This is a genomic window from Streptomyces sp. NPDC043746 (assembly GCF_056436485.1).
On record NZ_JBWKCM010000016.1, the window covers coordinates 101607 to 120810 of the forward strand.

The following is a 19204-nucleotide window of genomic DNA, read 5'->3' on the forward strand; positions in this document are numbered from 1 at the left end:
CGCCGAAGGGCCGGACGCCCCCTGGCTCATCAGCTCGCGGGGAGGGCCGCCAGCTGGGCGGAGATCCGCTCGATGTCGGCCTCGGCCTTGGCGAGCCGACCGCGGATCTTGTCGACCACGTTGTCCGGCGCCTTGGCGAGGAACGCCTCGTTGCCGAGCTTCCCCTCCGCCTGGGCCTTCTCCTTGCGCGCGGCCTCCAGGTCCTTGGTGAGGCGTTTGCGCTCGGCCGGGACGTCGATCGTGCCGGAGAGGTCCAGCGCGACGGTGGCCCCGGCGACGGGGAGGGAGGCGGTGGCGCTGAAGCCCTCGCCGGCCGGCTCCAGGCGGAGCAGCTGGCGGATGGCCGCCTCGTGCGGGGCGAGTGCCGTGCCGGTCAGGGTCAGCTCGGCCGGAACCTTCTGGCCGGGCTTGAGGCCCTGGTCGCCCTTGAAGCGGCGGACCTCGGTGACGACCTGCTGGACCAGCTCGATCTCCTTCTCGGCCGCCTCGTCACGGAAGCCGGAGTCCGCGGGCCACGGCGCGATCACGACGGACTCGCCGCCGGTCAGCGTGGTCCACAGGGTCTCCGTGACGAACGGGACGATCGGGTGGAGGAGGCGCAGGGTGACGTCGAGGACCTCACCGAGGACCCGGCCGGAGACCTTGGCCTGCTCGCCGCCCGCGAAGAAGGTCGTCTTGGACAGCTCGACGTACCAGTCGAAGACCTCGTCCCACGCGAAGTGGTAGAGCGCGTCGGAGATCTTGGCGAACTGGAAGTCGTCGTAGAAGCGGTCGACGTCCGCGACGGTCTCGTTGAGGCGCGAGAGGATCCACCGGTCGGTGGCCGTCATCTGCGACGGGTCCGGCAGCGGGCCCTCGACCGTCGCACCGTTCATCAGGGCGAAACGGGTGGCGTTCCAGATCTTGTTGGCGAAGTTCCGGGAGGCCTTGACCCAGTCCTCGCCGATCGGGACGTCGGCGCCCGGGTTGGCGCCGTTGGCCAGGGTGAAGCGGACGGCGTCGGAGCCGTACGCGTCCATCCAGTCGATCGGGTCGACGGCGTTCGGGTTGGACTTCGACATCTTCTTGCCGAACTCGTCGCGGACGAGGCCGGTGAGGGCGACCGTCTTGAACGGGACCTCGCCGTCCATCGCGTACAGACCGAACATCATCATCCGGACGACCCAGAAGAAGATGATGTCGTGGCCGGTGAGCAGGACGTCCGTGGAGTAGAACTTCTCCAGGTCCGGGGTCTGTTCGGGCCAGCCGAGCGTGGAGAACGGCCACAGGCCCGAGGAGAACCAGGTGTCGAGGACGTCCTCGTCCTGGACCCAGCCCTCGCCGGTCGGCGGCTCGTCGTCGGGTCCGACGCAGACGACCTCGCCGTCGGGGCCGTACCAGACGGGGATGCGGTGGCCCCACCAGAGCTGGCGCGAGATGCACCAGTCGTTGAGGTTGTCGACCCAGTCGAAGTAGCGGCGCTCCAGCTCCTTGGGGTGGATCTCGACCCGGCCGTCGCGGACCGCGTCGCCGGCGGCGGCGGCGAGCGTCTCGACCTTGACCCACCACTGGAGCGAGAGGCGCGGCTCGACGGTGGTCTTGCAGCGGGAGCAGTGCCCGACGGAGTGCATGTACGGGCGCTTCTCCGCGACGACCCTGCCCTGCTCGCGCAGCGCCTCGACGATCGCGGAACGGGCCTCGAAGCGGTCCAGCCCCTCGAAGGGGCCGGGGACGGTGATGACCGCGCGGCCGTCCATGATCGTGACGGACTCCAGGCCGTGGCGCTGGCCGATGGCGAAGTCGTTGGGGTCGTGGGCCGGGGTGACCTTGACCGCGCCGGTGCCGAACTCCGGGTCGACGTGGGTGTCCGCGACGACCGGGATCGTACGGTCGGTCAGCGGCAGCTTGATCCGCTTGCCGATCAGGTGCGCGTAGCGCTCGTCGTCGGGGTGGACGGCGACGGCGGTGTCACCGAGCATCGTCTCGACGCGGGTGGTCGCGACGACGACCGTCTCGTCCCCTTCTCCGTACGTGAGGGAGACCAGCTCGCCGGCGTCGTCCTGGTGGTCGACCTCCGCGTCCGAGAGCGCCGTCATGCAGCGCGGGCACCAGTTGATGATGCGCTCGGCGCGGTAGATCATGCCGTCGTCGAAGAGGTTCTTGAAGATCGTCTGGACGGCCTGGGACAGGCCCTCGTCCATGGTGAAGCGCTCACGCGACCAGTCCAGACCCGCACCGAGGCGGCGCAGCTGGCCGAGGATGCGGCCGCCGTACTCCTCCTTCCACTGCCAGGTCCGCTCGACGAAGGCCTGACGGCCGATGTCATGCCGGGACTTGCCCTCCTCGGCGAGCTGCTGCTCGACCTTGTTCTGGGTGGCGATGCCGGCGTGGTCCATGCCGGGCAGCCACAGCGTCTCGAACCCCTGCATCCGCTTGCGGCGGGTGAGGGCGTCCATCAGCGTGACCTGGAAGGCGTGGCCCAGGTGGAGGGCTCCGGTGACGTTGGGCGGCGGGATGACGATGGTGTACGGAGGCTTCTCACTCTTCGCGTCGGCTTCGAAGTAACCACGCTCTACCCAGCGCTCGTACAGCTTCCCCTCTACATCGGCCGGCGCGTACGTGGTCGGCAGTTCGGGGTTGCTGGCTGGCTGCTGCGATGAGTTCTCGGTCACGGGGGACAGTTTAGGGCCGTCACAGGTCTGCACTGAAACGGATTGGTTCAGTAACGGTGTCGGGGCCGATCCCCCATGTCAGGGCGGCTTCCGTCAGGATGTTCGCAACGCACAGGACCGACCGGCACGTGGAGGGCGGAAGAAGGAGCGGGGTTGGGTGCGTGCAGCTGCAAGGCGGAGGATTGAGCCAACGCGGAGCGTTGGTGATTGACGACAACGCCGCAGATGCGCGTGCCCAACCCCGCGACGCCGCCCTCCACGTGCCGGTCGGTCCAAGGATTCTGGAGGGGACACCTCGATGAGCTACAACCAGCCGGGCCCGTACGGTGGGCAGCCGCCCCAGGGCCAGCCCGGACCGTACGGACAGCAGCCCGGGCCGTACGGCGGCCCGCCGCAGGGTCCTCCGCAGGGCCAGCCCGGCTATGGCTACCCCCAGCAGGCCCCGCAGGGCGTCCCGCCGCAGCAGCCGGGCCCGTACGGGCAGCCCGGCTACGGCACCCCGCCGCAGGGCCAGCCCGGTTACGGCTACCCGCAGCCGCAGCAGCCGGGGCCCTACGGCCAGCAGCCGCCCACTCCCCCGTACGGCGGCCAGCCGGTGTACGGCGGCCAGCCCCCGTACCCGCCGCAGCCGCCGAAGAAGAAGACCGGGCTGATCGTGGGCGCGTCCGTGCTGGCGCTCGCGGTCATCGGGGCGGGTGTCTGGTACTTCGCGGCGGGCGGCGCGAGCAACAGTGACGTGGCCGACTCGACGCGGGGCTACAAGCTGACACCGGCCGCATCGGTGGACGACTACACGAAGGACCCGTCCAAGCCCGAGCGCTCCGGCCCGCTGACGGGGCAGTCGAAGGCCGACGCCGAGGCGGCGGGGGTCAAGAACCCGCAGCAGGCGGGCGCCCAGTACAAGAGCGGCTCGAAGGACAACCCGCTCACGCAGAAGATGCTCCTGCTCCAGGGCTACTGGGGTGAGGTCGAGGACCCGGCCAAGGTCATCAACAACTTCTTCAGCGACGCCGAGAAGAAGATGGGCGAGAGCAGCAACGGCGGCAAGGTCTCTCTCGTCGGCAGCCCCAACGACGTCGAGCCGGCCGGTTTCGACGGCGCCCTGATGCGGTGCCAGGACCTCAAGACGATCAATGAGAAGGCCGACGGCACCCTCGCGAAGGGGCCGAAGGAGGTCATCACCCCGGTCTGCATCTGGGCCGACTACAGCACCGTCGGGATGGTCGTCGGCGTGGACGTCGGCAGCGCCCTGACCGGCAAGGCCATGGCACAGGACGAGGTCGCTGCCCTCGCCGCCAAGCTCTACAACACCTCGCGCACCAAGATCTGACGCGCCTGGCCCGCCTCAACCCCGAAGGGGCGCCCACCGGTTCGACCGGGGGCGCCCCTTCGGCGTAGGTGACCGCCGTGCCGCTACGCGGACTTCTCATGCCGGCCGCCGTCGTTCTTGCCGATCGTGCGCGGCTCGCGCGGGACCAGCGTCGGGTTGACGTGGTCGCGGACGACGTCCGGGGTGATGACGACGCGGGCGACGTCCTTGCGGGACGGGACCTCGTACATCACGGACTGGAGAACTTCCTCCATGATGGCGCGCAGGCCGCGCGCGCCCGTCTGGCGCAGGATCGCCTGGTCCGCGATGGCCTCCAGGGCCTCGCGCTCGAACTCCAGCTCCACACCGTCGAGTTCGAAGAGGCGCTGGTACTGCTTGACCAGGGCGTTGCGCGGCTCGATGAGGATCTGGAGGAGGGCCTCGCGGTCCAGGTTGTGGACCGAGGTCAGCACGGGGAGACGGCCGATGAACTCGGGGATCATCCCGAACTTCACCAGGTCCTCCGGCATGACCTCCTGGAACTGGTCGCTCGCCTGGATCTCCAGCTTGGAGCGGATCGTGGCGCCGAATCCGATGCCCTTGGCGCCGGCCCGGGACTCGATGATCTTCTCCAGACCGGAGAAGGCGCCGCCCACGATGAACAGCACGTTCGTCGTGTCGATCTGGATGAACTCCTGGTGCGGGTGTTTCCGTCCGCCCTGCGGCGGTACGGAGGCGGTGGTGCCCTCCAGGATCTTCAGCAGGGCCTGCTGGACGCCCTCGCCGGAGACATCGCGGGTGATCGACGGGTTCTCGCTCTTGCGGGCGACCTTGTCGATCTCGTCGATGTAGATGATCCCGGTCTCGGCCTTCTTGACGTCGTAGTCGGCCGCCTGGATCAGCTTGAGCAGGATGTTCTCGACGTCCTCGCCGACGTAGCCGGCCTCCGTCAGGGCGGTGGCGTCCGCGATGGCGAACGGGACGTTGAGCATGCGGGCCAGCGTCTGCGCCAGCAGCGTCTTGCCCGAGCCGGTGGGGCCCAGCAGCAGGATGTTCGACTTGGCCAGCTCGATCGCGTCGTCACGACCGGCGGCGCCGCCGTTCTCCCCGGCCTGGACCCGCTTGTAGTGGTTGTACACCGCGACGGAGAGGGCCTTCTTCGCGGGCTCCTGCCCGACGACGTACCCCTCCAGGAACTCGTAGATCTCACGGGGCTTGGGAAGCTCTTCCCAGCGGACCTCGCTCGTCTCCGCGAGCTCCTCCTCGATGATCTCGTTGCAGAGATCGATGCACTCGTCGCAGATGTACACACCGGGTCCCGCGATGAGCTTCTTCACCTGCTTCTGGCTCTTGCCGCAGAACGAGCACTTGAGCAGGTCGCCGCCATCACCGATGCGTGCCACGAGGTGCTTCCCCTTCGCCTGGGAGGCCGCCTGGTTCAGCGGCTCCTGGTGCCTCTATCCGACGGTACCTTGCCTGGGCCCCCGTTCGGGCCCCCCTTGGCACGGTTCACACCGTCGAGACCGTGCGAACGGAATGTGCCAAGGGGAAAGACCGACGTCAGAGCGATGCGCCCGCGGTGGTCTTGCGGGTGGACACGATCTGGTCGACGAGCCCGTACGCCAGGGCGTCCTCGGCCGTCAGGATCTTGTCGCGCTCGATGTCCTCGCGGATCTTCTCCAGCGGGGTGGTCGAGTGCCGGGCCAGCATCTCCTCCAGCTGCGTCCGCATGCGGAGGATCTCGTTGGCCGCGATCTCCAGGTCGGAGAGCTGCTCGCGGCCCGTCTGCGAGGACGGCTGGTGGATGAGGACGCGGGCGTGCGGGAGCGCCATGCGCTTGCCCGGGGTGCCGGCGGCCAGCAGGATGGCGGCGGCGGAGGCGGCCTGGCCCATGCAGACCGTCTGGATGTCCGGCTTCACGAACTGCATCGTGTCGTAGATCGCGGTGAGCGCGGTGAACGAGCCGCCGGGGCTGTTGATGTAGATCGAGATGTCGCGGTCCGGGTCCATCGACTCCAGGCAGAGCAGCTGCGCCATGACGTCGTTGGCCGAGGCGTCGTCGATCTGGACGCCGAGGAAGATCACGCGCTCCTCGAAGAGCTTCGCGTACGGGTCGTACTCGCGCACCCCCTGCGAGGTGCGCTCCACGAAGCGCGGGACGACGTAGCGGTTGTCCACCTGCGGGCCGGTGTAGAGGCCGCTCGCGGAGGCGCCGGAGAAGTTGTTCATGTGGGTGTTCACCATCCTGGTGGCGTTCGGTGGGCTGGGGGTCTCGGCGTACGAGAAGGGTGCGGGCGGTGCGGCCGGTCCGGTGGGGACCGGGTCAGGCACCGGTGCCGCCGCCGCCCGGGATGCCCGACGCGACCGTGATGATCTCGTCGATGAGGCCGTAGTCCTTGGCCTCCTCCGCCGTGTACCAGCGGTCGCGGTCGCCGTCGCGGATGATCGTCTCGACGGTCTGGCCGGAGTGGTGGGCGGTGATCTCGGCCATGCGCGTCTTGGTGCGGAGCAGGTACTGGGCCTGGATCTTGATGTCCGAGGCCGTACCGCCGATGCCGGCCGAACCCTGGTGCATGAGGATGTCGGTGTTCGGGAGCGCGAAGCGCTTGCCCGCGGCGCCGCCGGTGAGCAGGAACTGGCCCATCGAGGCCGCCATGCCCATGCCGATGGTGACCACGTCGTTCGGGATGTACTGCATGGTGTCGTAGACCGCCATGCCTGCGGTCACGGAGCCACCGGGGCTGTTGATGTAGAGGTAGATGTCCTTGTCCGGGTCGGCGGCAAGGAGCAGGAGCTGTGCGGTGATCTTGTTGGCGATGTCATCGTCGACCTGCTGGCCGAGGAAGATGATGCGCTCGCCGAGCAGTCGGCTGTAGACCTGGTCACCGAGGCCTCCACCGAGGGACGGCTCACCGGCGGCGTAGGGCATCAGATTCGTCACGTATCCACCTGCTCGTCTCTGACGGCTCCGGCCGTCTCAGCTTCTTCGTACCGGGTGGGTGAGTCACTCCCCCACCCTTCCTCTTCATGGACCCTAACGCGCAGGTGGGACAACGCCATCCCGGTTCCGCAACTGTTCGCTGGGAGCGCAAGGTCCGCCGGGGGCACAGGGGTTCCGGGGCCGTACGGCGGTACGGGGGACACGGCGACGGGCCCCGGACGCGTGGTGCGTCCGGGGCCCGTCGGGGAGTTCAGCGCGAGGCTCAGGCCTCGTTCTTCTCCTCGGCCTTGGCGTCGTCCGCCTTGGCCTCGGTGGCGGCCTCGTCCTCGTCGTCGTCCAGGTTGACGATCTCACCGTTGGTGTCGACGACCTTGGCGGCCTCGACGACCACCGCGAGCGCCTTGCCGCGGGCGACCTCGCCGACGAGCATCGGCACCTGGCCGCCCTCGACGACGGCCTGGGCGAACTGGTCGGGGCTCATGCCGGAGGAGGCGGCACGCCGCATGAGGTGCTCGGTGAGCTCCTCCTGGTTGACGTTCAGCTTCTCCTTGTTGACCAGCTCGTCCAGGATGAACTGGGTCTTGATGCCCTTGATCGCCTGCTCGGAGGTCTCGTTCTCGAACTCCTCCAGGGTCTTGCCCTGGATCTCGAGGTACTTCTCCAGGTCGAGACCCATCTGACCGAGCTGGTGGTGCTCCAGGTTGTGCTTGCGGGTCTGGACCTCGTCCGCGAGCAGCTTCTCCGGGATCGGGACCTCGGCGAGCTTCAGCAGCTCCTCCAGGACGCGCTCCTGGGCCTGGGTGGCCTGGTCGTACTGCTTGGTGGTCTCCAGGCGCTTGCGGCTGTCGGCCTTCAGCTCCTCCAGCGTGTCGAACTCGCTGGCCATCTGGGCGAAGTCGTCGTCCAGCTCGGGAAGCTCGCGGGCGGCGACGGCGGTGACCTTGACGGTGACCTCGGCGTCCTTGCCCTCGGCGGAGCCGCCCTTCAGCTGCGAGCTGAAGGTGGCCTCGCCACCGGCCTCCAGACCGGTCACGGCCTCGTCGATGCCGTCGAGGAGCTCGCCGGAACCGATGGTGTACGAGACACCCGCGGCCACGCCGTCCTCCAGGACCTCGCCGTCGACCTTGGCCTCCAGGTCGATCGTGACGACGTCGCCCTCGGCGGCGGCACGCTCGACCGGGTTGGTGGAGGCGAAGCGCTCGCGCAGCTGCTGCACGGCCTTCTCGACCTCTTCGTCGGTGACCTCGAGGGCGTCGACGGTGACCTCGATGCCGGAGTAGTCCGGGATCTCGATCTCGGGGCGCACGTCGACCTCGGCGGTGAAGGCCAGCAGCTCGCCGTCCTTCAGCTCGGTGATGTCGACCTCGGGCTGGCCGAGGACGTTCAGCTCACCCTCGTTGACCGCCTCGGTGTAGAACTTCGGAAGGGCGTCGTTGACGGCCTCCTCCAGCACAGCACCGCGGCCGAACCGCTGGTCGATGACCCGGGCGGGGATCTTGCCCTTGCGGAAGCCCTTCACCGTGACCTGCTGGTTGATCTTCTTGTACGCCGCGTCGAGGCTGTCCTTGAGCTCCTCGAAGGGCACCTCGATGCTGAGCCGAACCCGGGTCGGGTTCAGGGTCTCCACGGCGCTCTTCACGGTTCGGTCTCCTTGGTGGCTGACTTCTTGGGGTTCTGCTGGGCCGCCGATCGGCGGCTTCGCGGACCGAGCCCGGTACATCAGACACACGGGCACGCAATTTGCATAGTAACGGCAAGGGGGAGGACTCCCACAATGCGATCTTGCCGGTGGTCGGGGTGGCCGGATTCGAACCGACGACCTTCCGCTCCCAAAGCGGACGCGCTACCAAGCTGCGCCACACCCCGTCGGTGCGAGACGTAGGGTACATGGGCCGGAGCCGCCCGTCGGCCGCTTTGCGCGGGGTCCGGGCCGCGGTGGCCGGGGCCGGGACCAACGGGTGTGCGGACACCGCCGCCGACCCGCTACGATGCTCTTCGTGCCGCGGTCCGACGGACCCGCGGTGCGCGTTCGCGGGCGTAGCTCAATGGTAGAGCCCTAGTCTTCCAAACTAGCTACGCGGGTTCGATTCCCGTCGCCCGCTCCATGCCGAGGCCCGGTCCGACTCACGTCGGACCGGGCCTCTCGCGTTCGGGGGCCGTCCGGGCGCGGGCGAGCGCCGCGGGCCGCGTGGCGGACGCGGCCGGGCGCGGAGGGCTGGCGCGGCCTCAGAAGCTGATCTGGTTGATGGTGTCCGCTATCGAGTTCATGAACCTGTTGATCGACGGGGCCATGCCGGTCGAGGCCAGGAAGAAGCCGAAGAGGGCGGCGACGAGCGCGGGGCCGGGCTTGATGGAGCCGCCGCGGATCAGCACCACCAGGATGACCGCGAACAGCAGCACCATAGACAGCGAAACAGCCACGTCTGATCACACCCTCGGTCGGTCCGCCTTGCCGGCCCGGAAACGTGCACGAGCGCACGCCCCGTCGCGTCCATCGTGCCACCAACTCCCCGGTGTCTGCTGCCGGGTGACGGATCACACTGACCGGATCCCGCCATCATGCCCAGCTCACGGGTGGTCTACGCCGGGCCGGCCGGGCCCGGGTCGCCCAATCCTTTGCGGCACATATTCATCGAACGCCGCCGACCCTCCGCGGCGTCACCCGTTTCCTTTTCCTCACAGGTCGTTCACAGGTAATTCGCGGCGTCACGAGGGAGATAATCCACACACCCAACTCTCGGACCCATATGCCCTGTTTAAGATGGATCAAGCATGCCATAACGGACACTGTTCGACGGTTTCGCATTCAAATGGAGGGGAACACGCGATATCCCGTCGTGGTTTTACGCGGCGCAATCGACAGGTCTAAGGTGCCTTAGATGTTCCAAGCTCCGAGCGTATTCACAAGGGCCCCGCTCCCCCCGGCGACCCCGGAGTCGGAGCCCAGACGCGAGCAGCCGCCGAAGGCCACCGCTCCGGCCTCCGCGCCCGCTCCCGCCGCGGCGGCGGGGAAGCGGGACCCCTACTTCGACAACGTGAAGTACCTGGCCATCGTGCTGGTCGCGGTGGCGCACGCCTGGGAACCGGTGATGGACGGCAGCCGGGCCACCCGGGCGCTCTACATGATCGTGTACACGTTCCACATGCCGGCCTTCATCCTCGTCTCCGGCTACTTCTCCCGTACGTTCGACATGTCCGCGCCGAAGGTGAAGCGGCTGCTCACCGGTGTCGTGGTGCCGTACATCCTGTTCGAGACGGCCTACACGGTCTTCCGGCGGTACGCGGGGGGCCAGACGGACGCGGAGGTCAGCCTGACGGACCCGTGGTACCTGACCTGGTTCCTGGCCGCCCTGTTCATCTGGCGGATCACCACGCCGATCTGGCTCACCCTGCGCCATCCGCTGCCGGTGGCGCTCGCCATCGCCATGCTGGCCACGGTCTCCCCCACGATCGGCGACGACCTGGACCTCCAACGCGTCTTCCAGTTCCTGCCGTTCTTCGTCCTCGGCCTGCTGCTGAAGCCCGAGCACTTCCAACTGGTGCGGCGCCGTGAGGTGCGGTTGCTCGCCCTGCCGCTCTTCGCGGGCACGCTGGTCCTCGCCTACTGGATCGCCCCGCATGTCTGGCTCAGCTGGCTCTACCGCGCCAACAGCGCCCAGGAGCTGAGTGCGCCGTGGTGGTCCGGCCCGGTCATCACGGTGATCCTGTTCGGCTGCGGCCTGGTGCTGACCATCGCCTTCCTGGCCCTGGTGCCGGGCCGGAGGACCTGGTTCACGGTGCTGGGCGCCGGGACGATCTGCGGCTATCTGCTGCACGGCTTCCTGATCAAGGGCGCCCGGTACTCGGGCCTGTTCGACGAGTACCCCTGGCTCTCGAAACCCGTCGGCCTGGTCGTCGTCTCGATCGCCGCCGCGGTGGCGGTGACGCTCATGTGCTCGCCGCCGGTGCGCCGGGCCCTGAAGTTCGCCACCGAACCGGACATGCGGTGGGCCTTCCGGAAGGACCCCGCCAAGCGCTGACCCCTCCCCCGCTCCCCGGTTCCCGATCCACCCGCGGCACCCGCCGCGGGTGGATCGTCGTGTTTCCGGGTTGGCCGAATCCTTTCGGTCCATCGGCGGTGCCGGCCCTCGGGGCCGCCGGTGCGCGGAACGGCCCGGCGATGCGCCGCTGCTCGCCCCTGCGGCCGTCGCCCCTCAGGGCTTGCGCGAGAGCAGCAGGAGTGCCCGGTCGTCGTTGACGTCCTTGGCGCAGGCCTCGATCAGATGCCAGGCCGCCCCCTCGAAGCCGGTGGAGACATAGCGGTCGGCCTCGCCGGTCAGCCGGTCGATACCCTCGGCGATATCCCGGTCGGACGCCTCCACCAGGCCGTCCGTGAAGAGCATCAGCACGTCCCCCGGCGCCAGCGATCCCTTGACCGCGTCGAACTCGGCCCCGTCGTAGACCCCGAGGAGCGGGCCCTCCCCCGACTTCTCCTCCCACTCTCCGCTGCCGGAGTGCAGCTGGACGGCGGGCGGGTGGCCCGCCGAGTAGATCTCGTAGTCGCCGGATTCCAGGTCCAGCACCAGGTGGATCGAGGTCGCGAATCCCTCGTCCCAGTCCTGGCGCAGCAGGTAGCCGTTGGCGGCGGCGAGGAAGCCGTGCGGCGGCAGCGAGCCGAGCAGCCCGCCGAAGGCGCCGGAGAGCAGCAGGGCCCGGGAGCCCGCGTCCATGCCCTTGCCGGAGACGTCGGTGAGGACGGCCTCCAGGGTCCGGCCGCCGTTGGTGCGGGCCGCGACGACGAAGTCCCCGGAGAAGGACTGGCCGCCGGCCGGGCGGAGGGCCATCTCACGGTGCCACCCCTGGGGCAGCCGGGGCAGGGCGCTCTGGACCCGGATGCGTTCGCGCAGGTCGAAGAGCATGGTGCCGCCACGACGCCAGGGCACGCCGACCCGGGCCCGGAACTGGGCGAGGATCAGCCCGAAGAACCCGCAGGCGGCGACCACGAGGACGGTGCCCGGGGTGACCCGGGCCGGCCCGTCCGCGTACGGCCCCAGCGTGAGCGCCTCGACGATCAGGGCGGCCGCGGCCGTGGCGTACAGACCGAGCAGGCTGGCGGGGCGCAGGAGCAGGCCGCCCGCGACGATGGGCAGGGCGAGGGCGGCCGGGTCGACCCAGACCGGGCTGGTCATGGTGGCGAGGGTGATGGCCGGAATCGTCAGCAGGAGACCGGCCAGCGCGATCCAGTCGGAGCCGTCGCCCCGGAAGTAGTCCACCCCGGATCTGCGCAGCCCGATACGGGCCCGGTGCGCCGATCTCCGCCACCGGGCCCAGAAGTCGTCCACTCCTGCGCGACGTGCCATTGCCCGGACCCTATCCACCCGGGCGGCTCCGGTGCAGGGGGACCCCGGTGACAAGGCGCGCGAAATCGGGTCGTCCGTTTCCGCCCGCCCTGGTAGGCATGGGTCATGGCTTCCGAACTACGTGTGCTGCGACCTGCTGAATGGGACCCCTGGTTCTCCTGTCTGGAGCGCGCCTTCGGGGGCGCGGAAAGTGCTCCGGAGTCGCGCGAACTCTGGCAGGAGCTGACCGAGCACGAGAGGTGCATCGGCCTCTGGGAGGGGGAGGCGTGTGTCGGTACGGCGGGGGCGTACAGCTTCCGGCTGACGGTGCCGGGCGGCGCCGCGGTGCCCACGGCGGGGGTGACGATGGTGAGCGTCGCGGGGACGCACCGGCGGCGCGGGCTGCTGCGGTCGATGATGCGCCGCCAGCTGGACGACGTACGGTCCTGGGGTGAGCCGCTCGCCGTGCTGACGGCGTCGGAACCGGCCATCTACGGGCGCTTCGGCTACGGAGCGGCGACCCGCGCCCTGAACCTGGACATCGACACCGCCCGTGTGAGTCTGGCGGTGCCGCCGGGCACCGACGGGGTGCGGGTGCGGTACACGGACCCCGTGGCGGCGCTGCCCGCGTGCGAGGAGGTGTACGGGCGGCTCGCCGCGGAGCGTCCGGGCACGCCGGTGCGGCAGCCGAAGTGGGAGCGGACCGCGGTGGTGGACCCGGCACAGGACCGGGCGGGCGCCTCGCCCCTGCAGTGCGTGCTGGCCGAGCGGGACGGCGAGGTGACGGGGTACGCCACCTTCCGGGTGCGGCCCGACTGGGACCGGGCGGGGCCCAAGGGCACGGTGGCGCTCCGGGATCTGGGGGCGCTGGACCCGGCGTCCTACGCGGCGCTGTGGCGGTTCCTCTTCGGCATCGACCTGACGTCGGCCCTGGAGACGGGGTCGCGGCCGGTGGACGAGCCGCTGATGCATCTGGTCTCGGACGTGCGGCGGTGCGGGGCGCGGGTGCAGGACTCGCTGCACGTACGGCTGGTGGAGGTCGGCGCGGCCCTGGAGGCGCGCGCGTACCGCACGCCGGTGGATGTGGTGCTGGAGGTCGAGGACGCCTTCTGCCCGTGGAACGCGGGGCGCTGGCACCTGGTGGCGGATGCGAAGGGCGGCGCCTCGTGCCGGCGTGCGCCGGATCGCGCGCCGGATCTGGAGCTGTCGGTACGGGAGCTGGGCGCGGCCTATCTGGGCGGGGTGCCGTTCGCCTCGCTGGCGGCGGCCGGACGGGTGCGCGAAGTGCGGCCGGGGGCGCTGGCGGAGGTCTCGTCGGCGTTCTCGTGGCATGTGGAGCCGTGGCTGCCGCACGGCTTCTGAGGCGCGCGCCGGAGCCTTTCGAGGGGGCCGTCGGGGCGTGAGCCGTCAGGTGGCGGCCCGGCCGCCCGGGGCCTGGCACCTCGGGCACCAGAAGAGGTTGCGGGCGGCGAGGTCCGCCGTCCGGATCCCGGTGGAGCAGATGTGGCAGGGCAGATGGGCCCGGCGGTAGACGTAGACCTCGCCGCCGTGGTCGTCCTTGCGGGGCGGGCGGCCCATCGCCTCGGGCAGGTGCTCGGGCCGTACGGTGTCGATCCGGTTGTTCCGTACGCCCTCGCGCATCAGCTCCACCAGGTCCGCCCAGACGAGGTCCCACTCGGCGCGGGTGAGGTCCTTGCCGGTGCGGTAGGGGTCGATGCCGTGGCGGAAGAGGACCTCGGCCCGGTAGACGTTGCCGACGCCCGCGATGACCTTCTGGTCCATCAGGAGGGCGGCGACGGTGGTACGGCTGCGCGAGATCCGCTGCCAGGCGCGCTCCCCGTCCTCGTCGCCGCGGAGCGGGTCGGGGCCCAGGCGCTCGTGTATCGCGCGCTTCTCGGGCTCGGTGACCAGGGCGCAGGTGGTGGGGCCGCGCAGATCGGCGTGGTGGTCCGCGTTGACCAGGCGGAGGCGGACGGTGTCGGCGGGCGGCGGCACCGGGGCCGTGCCGAAGCCGAGCTTGCCGAAGAGGCCGAGGTGGATGTGGACCCAGCCGGTGGAGCCGAAGCCCAGGAAGAGGTGCTTGCCGTGGGCGTCGGTGGCGGTGAGGGTCCGCCCGTCGAGCAGCGCCGCGCTGTCGGAGAACTTCCCCTGCGGACTGCTGACCCCGACCGGGCCGCCCACGAACCGCTCGGCGTGGTCCTGGGCGAGGCGGTGGATCGTGTGTCCCTCGGGCACGGCGGGCTGCTCCCTGCGGGGGTACGGGGTGGGGTACGGGCTCCGGCCCGGACGGTGGCATGGCCGTGCCGCCGGGGACGGGCCCGGCGGCACGGGAGGCGTCAGCCCTGCTGCGGGTGGTGGGCCGGGATCGGGGGGAGCTCGCCGGTGGTCTCGTACGCCGAGAGCATCTCGATGCGGCGCGTGTGGCGCTCCTCGTTCGAGTACGGCGTGGAGAGGAAGATCTCGACGAACCTGGTCGACTCCTCCAGCGTGTGCATCCGCCCGCCGATCGCGACGACGTTGGCGTTGTTGTGCTCACGGCCGAGGGCGGCGGTCTGCTCGCTCCAGGCCAGTGCGGCGCGTACGCCCTTGACCTTGTTGGCGGCGATCTGCTCCCCGTTGCCCGAGCCGCCGATCACGATGCCGAGGCTGTCGGGGTCGGCGGCCGTCTTCTCGGCGGCACGGAGGCAGAACGGCGGGTAGTCGTCCTGGGCGTCGTAGATGTGGGGACCGCAGTCGACGGCCTCGTGGCCGTGGGCCCCGAGCCACTCGACGAGGTGGTTCTTGAGTTCGTAACCGGCATGGTCGGATCCGAGGTACACGCGCATGGTGCGAAGTGTGGCACGAACTTCGCGGGGTGCCTGTCAGCGGGGTCGCCACCTCCCCGTCGGCGCCGGTGTGACCAGTCCCACGTGAACAGGGGTCGGGCCGGTGATCCGGAGGGGGTGGCGCGGATGCCCGGCGAGACGGCCGCGACCCGCCGACTCCGGCCCCATGACGCCCTTCAGGCCTCGGGCCGGTCCGGTCCGGCCTCAGTCGCGGCGGCCGAGCAGCTTCCAGGCGGCGGGCAGGGCGCCCATCGCCAGGGCCGCCTTGAGCGCGTCGCCGATCAGGAACGGGGTGAGCCCGGCCGCGACGGCGGCGCTCAGGGACATGCCGGTGGCGAGGGCCAGGTAGGGCACGCCGACCGCGTAGATGATCACGGAGCCGACCGCCATCGTGCCCGCCGTGCGCAGCACCGAGCGGTCGCCGCCCCGGCGGGCGAGGGCGCCGACGGCGGTGGCGGCGAGCAGCATGCCGAGGATGTAGCCGAGGGACGGCATCGCGTACCCCGAGGCGCCCCCCGCGAACCACGGCATGCCGGCCATGCCGACGACCGCGTACACCGCCAGGGAGAGGAAGCCCCGCCGGGCGCCGAGCGAGGTGCCGATGAGCAGCGCGGCGAAGGTCTGGCCGGTGACGGGGACCGGGGAGCCGGGGACCGGGACGGCGATCTGGGCAGCGATACCGGTGAGGGCCGCGCCGCCCAGGACGAGGGCCGCGTCGACGGCGTAGCGGTGCCGGGCGGCGGCGGGCAGCAGGTCGGCGAGAACCGCTCCGGAGCGGGCGGGGGCGGCAGCAGTGCTCATCGGGACTCCGCGGGTGAGGGCAGACGGGTGGGGAGGGACTGCTGCCGACGTTAGCCCAGCGGTGAACGGTCGATCACCGTCAGCCGCCGACAAAGCGGCGGTTGACGCCTTGGTGGGGTTCACACAAAGGCTGCCACACAACCACTTCCCGGCGTGACACTTGTCACGGAGGTGGGGCTGGAGGTGGCCCGTTTTGCCGGGAAGGGCATCCGGGGCTCAGACTGTGGATTCCCCATAAACGGCAGGCTCCCCGTCAACGGCCTGAGAACGATCCGAGAGTGACCCGCACCCCATGCACGAGGCTCCCCCCGCCGCGCTCACCGCGCCCGCCGCTCCCCCGGCCGACTCCGGGCCGCTCGCTCCCGAACCGCTGGCCCCCGGGCTGAAGCAGCGTCATCTCACGATGCTCGGGCTCGGCGGGGTGATCGGGGCCGGACTGTTCGTGGGGTCGGGTGCCGGAATCGCCGTGGCCGGGCCCGCCATCGTCGTCTCGTATCTGGTCGCGGGCGCACTGGCGATGCTGGTGATGCGGATGCTGGGCGAGATGTCCGCCGCCATGCCCGCCTCCGGCTCCTTCTCCGTGCACGCGGAGCGGGCGCTCGGGCGGTGGGCCGGGTTCAGCGTCGGCTGGCTGTACTGGTTCCTGCTGGTGGTGGTCCTCGCCGTGGAGGCGACGGCGGCCGCGCAGATCGCCCATGGGTGGGTGCCGGCGGTCGAACCGTGGGCGTGGGTGCTGCTGTTCATGGTGGTGTTCACCGCCGCCAACCTGACGGCGGTGAAGAACTTCGGCGAGTTCGAGTTCTGGTTCGCCTCCCTGAAGGTGGGCGCGATCGTGGTCTTCCTGGGACTGGGGCTGCTCGCGGTCTTCGGGTGGCTGCCGGACACCGACCCGGTCGGGATGGCCAACCTGACCGGGCAGGGCGGCTTCCTGCCCAACGGCTGGGGAGGGGTGGTCGCCGGGGTGCTGACCGTGGTCTTCGCCTTCGGCGGCCTGGAGGTCGTCACCATCGCCGCCGCCGAGACGGCCGACCCGGCCCGTGCGGTGGGGCGGGCGGTACGCAGTGCGGTGGTGCGCATCCTCTTCTTCTACGTCGGTTCGATGCTGGTCATCGTGACCGTGCTGCCGTGGACCGCCCAGCAGGCCGGGCTGAGCCCGTATGTGAAGGTGCTGGACGCGATCGGGGTGCCGTCGGCCGGGCAGATCATGAACATCGTGGTGTTCGTGGCGCTGCTCTCCGCCCTCAACGCCAACCTGTACGGCTCCTCGCGGATGGTGTTCTCGCTGGCCGAGCGGGGGGAGGCGCCGCGCGGCCTGCTGAAGGTGTCGGGCGGCTCCGGGCGGCAGGCGGGCGGGGTTCCCCGGCGGGCGGTGCTCGCGTCGGTGGCTTTCGGCTTCGTCTCCGTACTGCTCAATCTGCTCTGGCCGGACACCGTGTTCCTCTTCATGCTCAACTCGGTCGGCGCGGTGCTGCTGTTCGTCTGGGCCCTGATCGCCGCCTCCCAACTGCGGCTGCGCGCCCGGCTGGAGCGGGAGGCCCCGCAGGCACTGGCACTGCGGATGTGGTGCTTCCCGTATCTGAGCTGGCTGACGCTGGCCGGGCTGCTGGGGGTGCTGCTGCTGATGCTGACGGACGACGGGGCGCGACCGCAGGTGCTGTGGTCGGCGGGGGCCACGGCGCTGGTGCTGCTGGTGGCCGTGGTGCGTCAGCGACGGGAGGGCGGGAGGTCGGCGTTTACCGGCAGGTAGGCACGTGCGCACCTTGTGTGAGCCTCGTGCCCGTATAACGGACACCCGTTCCGTGTGAGCGGTGCCGATGCCCAGACTGTGGGTTCGTCCCCCGTCTCAGCTAGCGAACAGAGCCTGTCCATGTCCCGGACCTCCGTGTCTCCCCCCACCGCTGACTCCGCCCCCACCGCCCGAGCCTCGACGGACTCCGCGCTCACCCACGGCCTCAAACAGCGCCACCTCTCGATGATCGCCCTCGGCGGGGTGATCGGCGCCGGGCTCTTCGTCGGTTCCGGGGCCGGGATCGCCGCCGCCGGGCCCTCGATCGTCGTGGCGTACGCGCTCTCCGGGCTGCTCGTCATGATGGTGATGCGCATGCTCGGCGAGATGTCGGCCGCCAACCCGGCGTCCGGCTCCTTCTCCGTGCACGCCGAGCGGGCGATCGGCCCCTGGGCCGGGTTCACGGCGGGCTGGTCCTTCTGGTTCCTGCTCTGCGTCGCGGTCGGCCTGGAGGGGATCGGCGCCGCCCAGATCGTCAGCGGCTGGCTGCCGGGGACCCCGGAGTGGGCCTGGGTCGCCCTGTTCATGGTGGTCTTCCTGGGCACCAACCTGGCCGCCGTGAAGAACTTCGGCGAGTTCGAGTTCTGGTTCGCCGCGCTCAAGGTCATCGCGATCACCCTGTTCCTGGTGCTCGGCCTGCTGGCGATCCTCGGCGTCCTGCCCGACACGGACGCGCCCGGCCTGGCCAACCTCACCGGCGACGGCGGCTTCCTCCCCAAGGGCATGGACGGCTTCATCATCGGACTGCTCGCCTCCGTCTTCGCGTACGGCGGTCTGGAGACCGTCACCATCGCCGCCGCCGAGTCCGAGAACCCGGTGCAGGGCGTGGCGAAGGCGGTCCGTACGGCGATGTGGCGCATCGCGGTCTTCTACATCGGTTCGATGGCGGTCATCGTCACCCTGGTCCCCTGGGACAACCCGAAGGTCGCCGAGGTCGGCCCCTTCTACGCGATGCTCGACCACCTCGGCGTGGGCAGCGCCGCGCAGATCATGAACGTGGTCATCCTCATCGCCCTGCTCTCCGCGATGAACGCCAACATCTACGGCGCCTCGCGGATGGCGCGGTCCCTGGTCGCCCGGGGCCAGGGGCCGGCCGTGCTCGGCCGGATCTCCTCCGGGGTGCCGCGCAACGCGGTGCTGTTCTCCTCGGTCTTCGGCTTCCTGTGCGTGCTGCTGAGCTACTGGCGGCCGGACGACGTCTTCCCCTGGCTGCTGAACATGATCGGCGCCGTGATCCTGGTGGTGTGGATCTTCATCGCCGTCTCGCAGCTGATCCTGCGCCGCCGCACCGAGCGCGAGGAGCCTTCGAGGCTGGTCGTACGGATGTGGCTCTTCCCGGTCCTCACGGTCGCCGCCCTCGTGGGCATGGCGGGCATCTTCCTGCTGATGCTGCGCCAGCCGGGCACCCGCGACCAGCTGCTGGCCACGGGTGCGCTGACGCTGGTGCTCACCGGGATCGGTCTCGTGCGTCAGCGGCGCAAGGGGAAGGCCGAGCCCTCCGACAGCTCCGACGGAGCCGGGGCCTCGATCCCCGCACAGCGGAAGTAGCCGGTGGGGGCGGTCCGGGGCACGG

The 19204-nt window shown here is 70.3% G+C and carries 15 protein-coding genes and 2 tRNA genes; 6 read left to right on the top strand and 11 right to left on the bottom strand.

The annotated features are described in order from the left end of the window. Window positions 1–29: 29 nt before the first annotated feature. Window positions 30–2651 carry a valine--tRNA ligase gene (locus tag AC0682_RS18970; RefSeq protein ID WP_478534012.1) on the bottom strand — a complete coding sequence of 874 codons (2622 nt, stop codon included), beginning with the start codon at window positions 2649–2651 and terminating at the stop codon, window positions 30–32. Between the two features lie 298 nt (window positions 2652–2949). On the opposite strand from AC0682_RS18970, the gene AC0682_RS18975 reads away from it, so the two are divergent. Further along, window positions 2950–3981: a hypothetical protein gene (locus AC0682_RS18975; RefSeq protein WP_478534014.1), complete on the top strand. Its 1032-nt coding sequence runs from the start codon at window positions 2950–2952 to the stop codon at window positions 3979–3981. A gap of 83 nt (window positions 3982–4064) precedes the next feature. Here AC0682_RS18975 and clpX read toward each other — a convergent pair whose 3' ends face one another. The 5 genes from clpX to AC0682_RS19000 form a co-directional block, all read right to left on the bottom strand. Beyond that, on the bottom strand, window positions 4065–5363 hold the full coding sequence (gene clpX / locus AC0682_RS18980) for an ATP-dependent Clp protease ATP-binding subunit ClpX (RefSeq protein WP_254812556.1): 1299 nt from the start codon (window positions 5361–5363) through the stop codon (window positions 4065–4067). Window positions 5364–5520: 157 nt separating this feature from the next. Further along, entirely contained in the window at window positions 5521–6204 is a 684-nt protein-coding gene (locus AC0682_RS18985; RefSeq protein WP_018487167.1) for an ATP-dependent Clp protease proteolytic subunit, read from the bottom strand. A 79-nt stretch (window positions 6205–6283) separates the two neighbouring features. Then, window positions 6284–6889 carry an ATP-dependent Clp protease proteolytic subunit gene (locus tag AC0682_RS18990; protein WP_018487168.1) on the bottom strand — a complete coding sequence of 202 codons (606 nt, stop codon included), beginning with the start codon at window positions 6887–6889 and terminating at the stop codon, window positions 6284–6286. A gap of 274 nt (window positions 6890–7163) precedes the next feature. Beyond that, complete coding sequence (gene tig, locus AC0682_RS18995) at window positions 7164–8540, bottom strand: trigger factor (RefSeq protein ID WP_254812555.1); 1377 nt, start codon at window positions 8538–8540, stop codon at window positions 7164–7166. Between the two features lie 150 nt (window positions 8541–8690). After that, window positions 8691–8767 (bottom strand) — tRNA-Pro (locus AC0682_RS19000). A gap of 165 nt (window positions 8768–8932) precedes the next feature. Between AC0682_RS19000 and AC0682_RS19005 the strand changes: the two genes are divergently transcribed. Further along, window positions 8933–9006, top strand: a tRNA-Gly gene (locus tag AC0682_RS19005). A gap of 121 nt (window positions 9007–9127) precedes the next feature. On the opposite strand, the gene AC0682_RS19010 is transcribed toward AC0682_RS19005, so the two are convergent. Next, window positions 9128–9322 (bottom strand): hypothetical protein, encoded by a 195-nt coding sequence (locus tag AC0682_RS19010; RefSeq protein ID WP_478534075.1) that lies wholly within the window; start codon window positions 9320–9322, stop codon window positions 9128–9130. A 458-nt stretch (window positions 9323–9780) separates the two neighbouring features. Between AC0682_RS19010 and AC0682_RS19015 the strand changes: the two genes are divergently transcribed. Then, the gene (locus AC0682_RS19015; protein ID WP_478534016.1) at window positions 9781–10920 is read left to right on the top strand and encodes an acyltransferase family protein; all 1140 of its coding nucleotides are present in this window, start codon (window positions 9781–9783) and stop codon (window positions 10918–10920) included. Window positions 10921–11094: 174 nt separating this feature from the next. On the opposite strand, the gene AC0682_RS19020 is transcribed toward AC0682_RS19015, so the two are convergent. Continuing rightward, the gene (locus AC0682_RS19020) at window positions 11095–12240 is read right to left on the bottom strand and encodes a SpoIIE family protein phosphatase (RefSeq protein ID WP_478534018.1); all 1146 of its coding nucleotides are present in this window, start codon (window positions 12238–12240) and stop codon (window positions 11095–11097) included. Window positions 12241–12345: 105 nt separating this feature from the next. Here AC0682_RS19020 and AC0682_RS19025 point away from each other — a divergent pair, with 105 nt between their 5' ends. Further along, window positions 12346–13581: a GNAT family N-acetyltransferase gene (locus tag AC0682_RS19025; RefSeq protein ID WP_478534020.1), complete on the top strand. Its 1236-nt coding sequence runs from the start codon at window positions 12346–12348 to the stop codon at window positions 13579–13581. A gap of 45 nt (window positions 13582–13626) precedes the next feature. On the opposite strand, the gene AC0682_RS19030 is transcribed toward AC0682_RS19025, so the two are convergent. The 3 genes from AC0682_RS19030 to AC0682_RS19040 all read right to left on the bottom strand — a co-directional run bounded on the left by AC0682_RS19030 (window position 13627) and on the right by AC0682_RS19040 (window position 15845). Then, the gene (locus AC0682_RS19030) at window positions 13627–14454 is read right to left on the bottom strand and encodes an Fpg/Nei family DNA glycosylase (protein ID WP_478534021.1); all 828 of its coding nucleotides are present in this window, start codon (window positions 14452–14454) and stop codon (window positions 13627–13629) included. Between the two features lie 101 nt (window positions 14455–14555). Next, on the bottom strand, window positions 14556–15044 hold the full coding sequence (locus AC0682_RS19035) for a ribose-5-phosphate isomerase (protein WP_478534023.1): 489 nt from the start codon (window positions 15042–15044) through the stop codon (window positions 14556–14558). A 204-nt stretch (window positions 15045–15248) separates the two neighbouring features. Next, window positions 15249–15845: a biotin transporter BioY gene (locus tag AC0682_RS19040; RefSeq protein ID WP_478534025.1), complete on the bottom strand. Its 597-nt coding sequence runs from the start codon at window positions 15843–15845 to the stop codon at window positions 15249–15251. A 292-nt stretch (window positions 15846–16137) separates the two neighbouring features. On the opposite strand from AC0682_RS19040, the gene AC0682_RS19045 reads away from it, so the two are divergent. Both AC0682_RS19045 and AC0682_RS19050 read left to right on the top strand, forming a co-directional pair. Continuing rightward, entirely contained in the window at window positions 16138–17592 is a 1455-nt protein-coding gene (locus AC0682_RS19045) for an amino acid permease (protein WP_478534026.1), read from the top strand. Between the two features lie 120 nt (window positions 17593–17712). Then, a complete protein-coding gene (locus AC0682_RS19050; protein ID WP_478534028.1) occupies window positions 17713–19179 on the top strand; it encodes an amino acid permease in 1467 nt (488 codons plus the stop codon). Window positions 19180–19204: the final 25 nt, after the last annotated feature.

Bases quoted from the DNA above. Each gene is read 5' to 3' on its own strand.
- AC0682_RS19020 (WP_478534018.1), bottom strand. From the start codon at position 12,240: ATGGCACGTCGCGCAGGAGTGGACGACTTCTGGGCCCGGTGGCGGAGA.
- AC0682_RS19050 (WP_478534028.1), top strand. From the start codon at position 17,713: ATGTCCCGGACCTCCGTGTCTCCCCCCACCGCTGACTCCGCCCCCACC.
- AC0682_RS18975 (WP_478534014.1), top strand. From the start codon at position 2,950: ATGAGCTACAACCAGCCGGGCCCGTACGGTGGGCAGCCGCCCCAGGGC.
- AC0682_RS19015 (WP_478534016.1), top strand. From the start codon at position 9,781: ATGTTCCAAGCTCCGAGCGTATTCACAAGGGCCCCGCTCCCCCCGGCG.
- AC0682_RS18985 (WP_018487167.1), bottom strand. From the start codon at position 6,204: ATGGTGAACACCCACATGAACAACTTCTCCGGCGCCTCCGCGAGCGGC.
- AC0682_RS19040 (WP_478534025.1), bottom strand. From the start codon at position 15,845: ATGAGCACTGCTGCCGCCCCCGCCCGCTCCGGAGCGGTTCTCGCCGAC.
- AC0682_RS18990 (WP_018487168.1), bottom strand. From the start codon at position 6,889: ATGCCCTACGCCGCCGGTGAGCCGTCCCTCGGTGGAGGCCTCGGTGAC.
- AC0682_RS19035 (WP_478534023.1), bottom strand. From the start codon at position 15,044: ATGCGCGTGTACCTCGGATCCGACCATGCCGGTTACGAACTCAAGAAC.
- AC0682_RS19025 (WP_478534020.1), top strand. From the start codon at position 12,346: ATGGCTTCCGAACTACGTGTGCTGCGACCTGCTGAATGGGACCCCTGG.
- AC0682_RS19045 (WP_478534026.1), top strand. From the start codon at position 16,138: ATGCACGAGGCTCCCCCCGCCGCGCTCACCGCGCCCGCCGCTCCCCCG.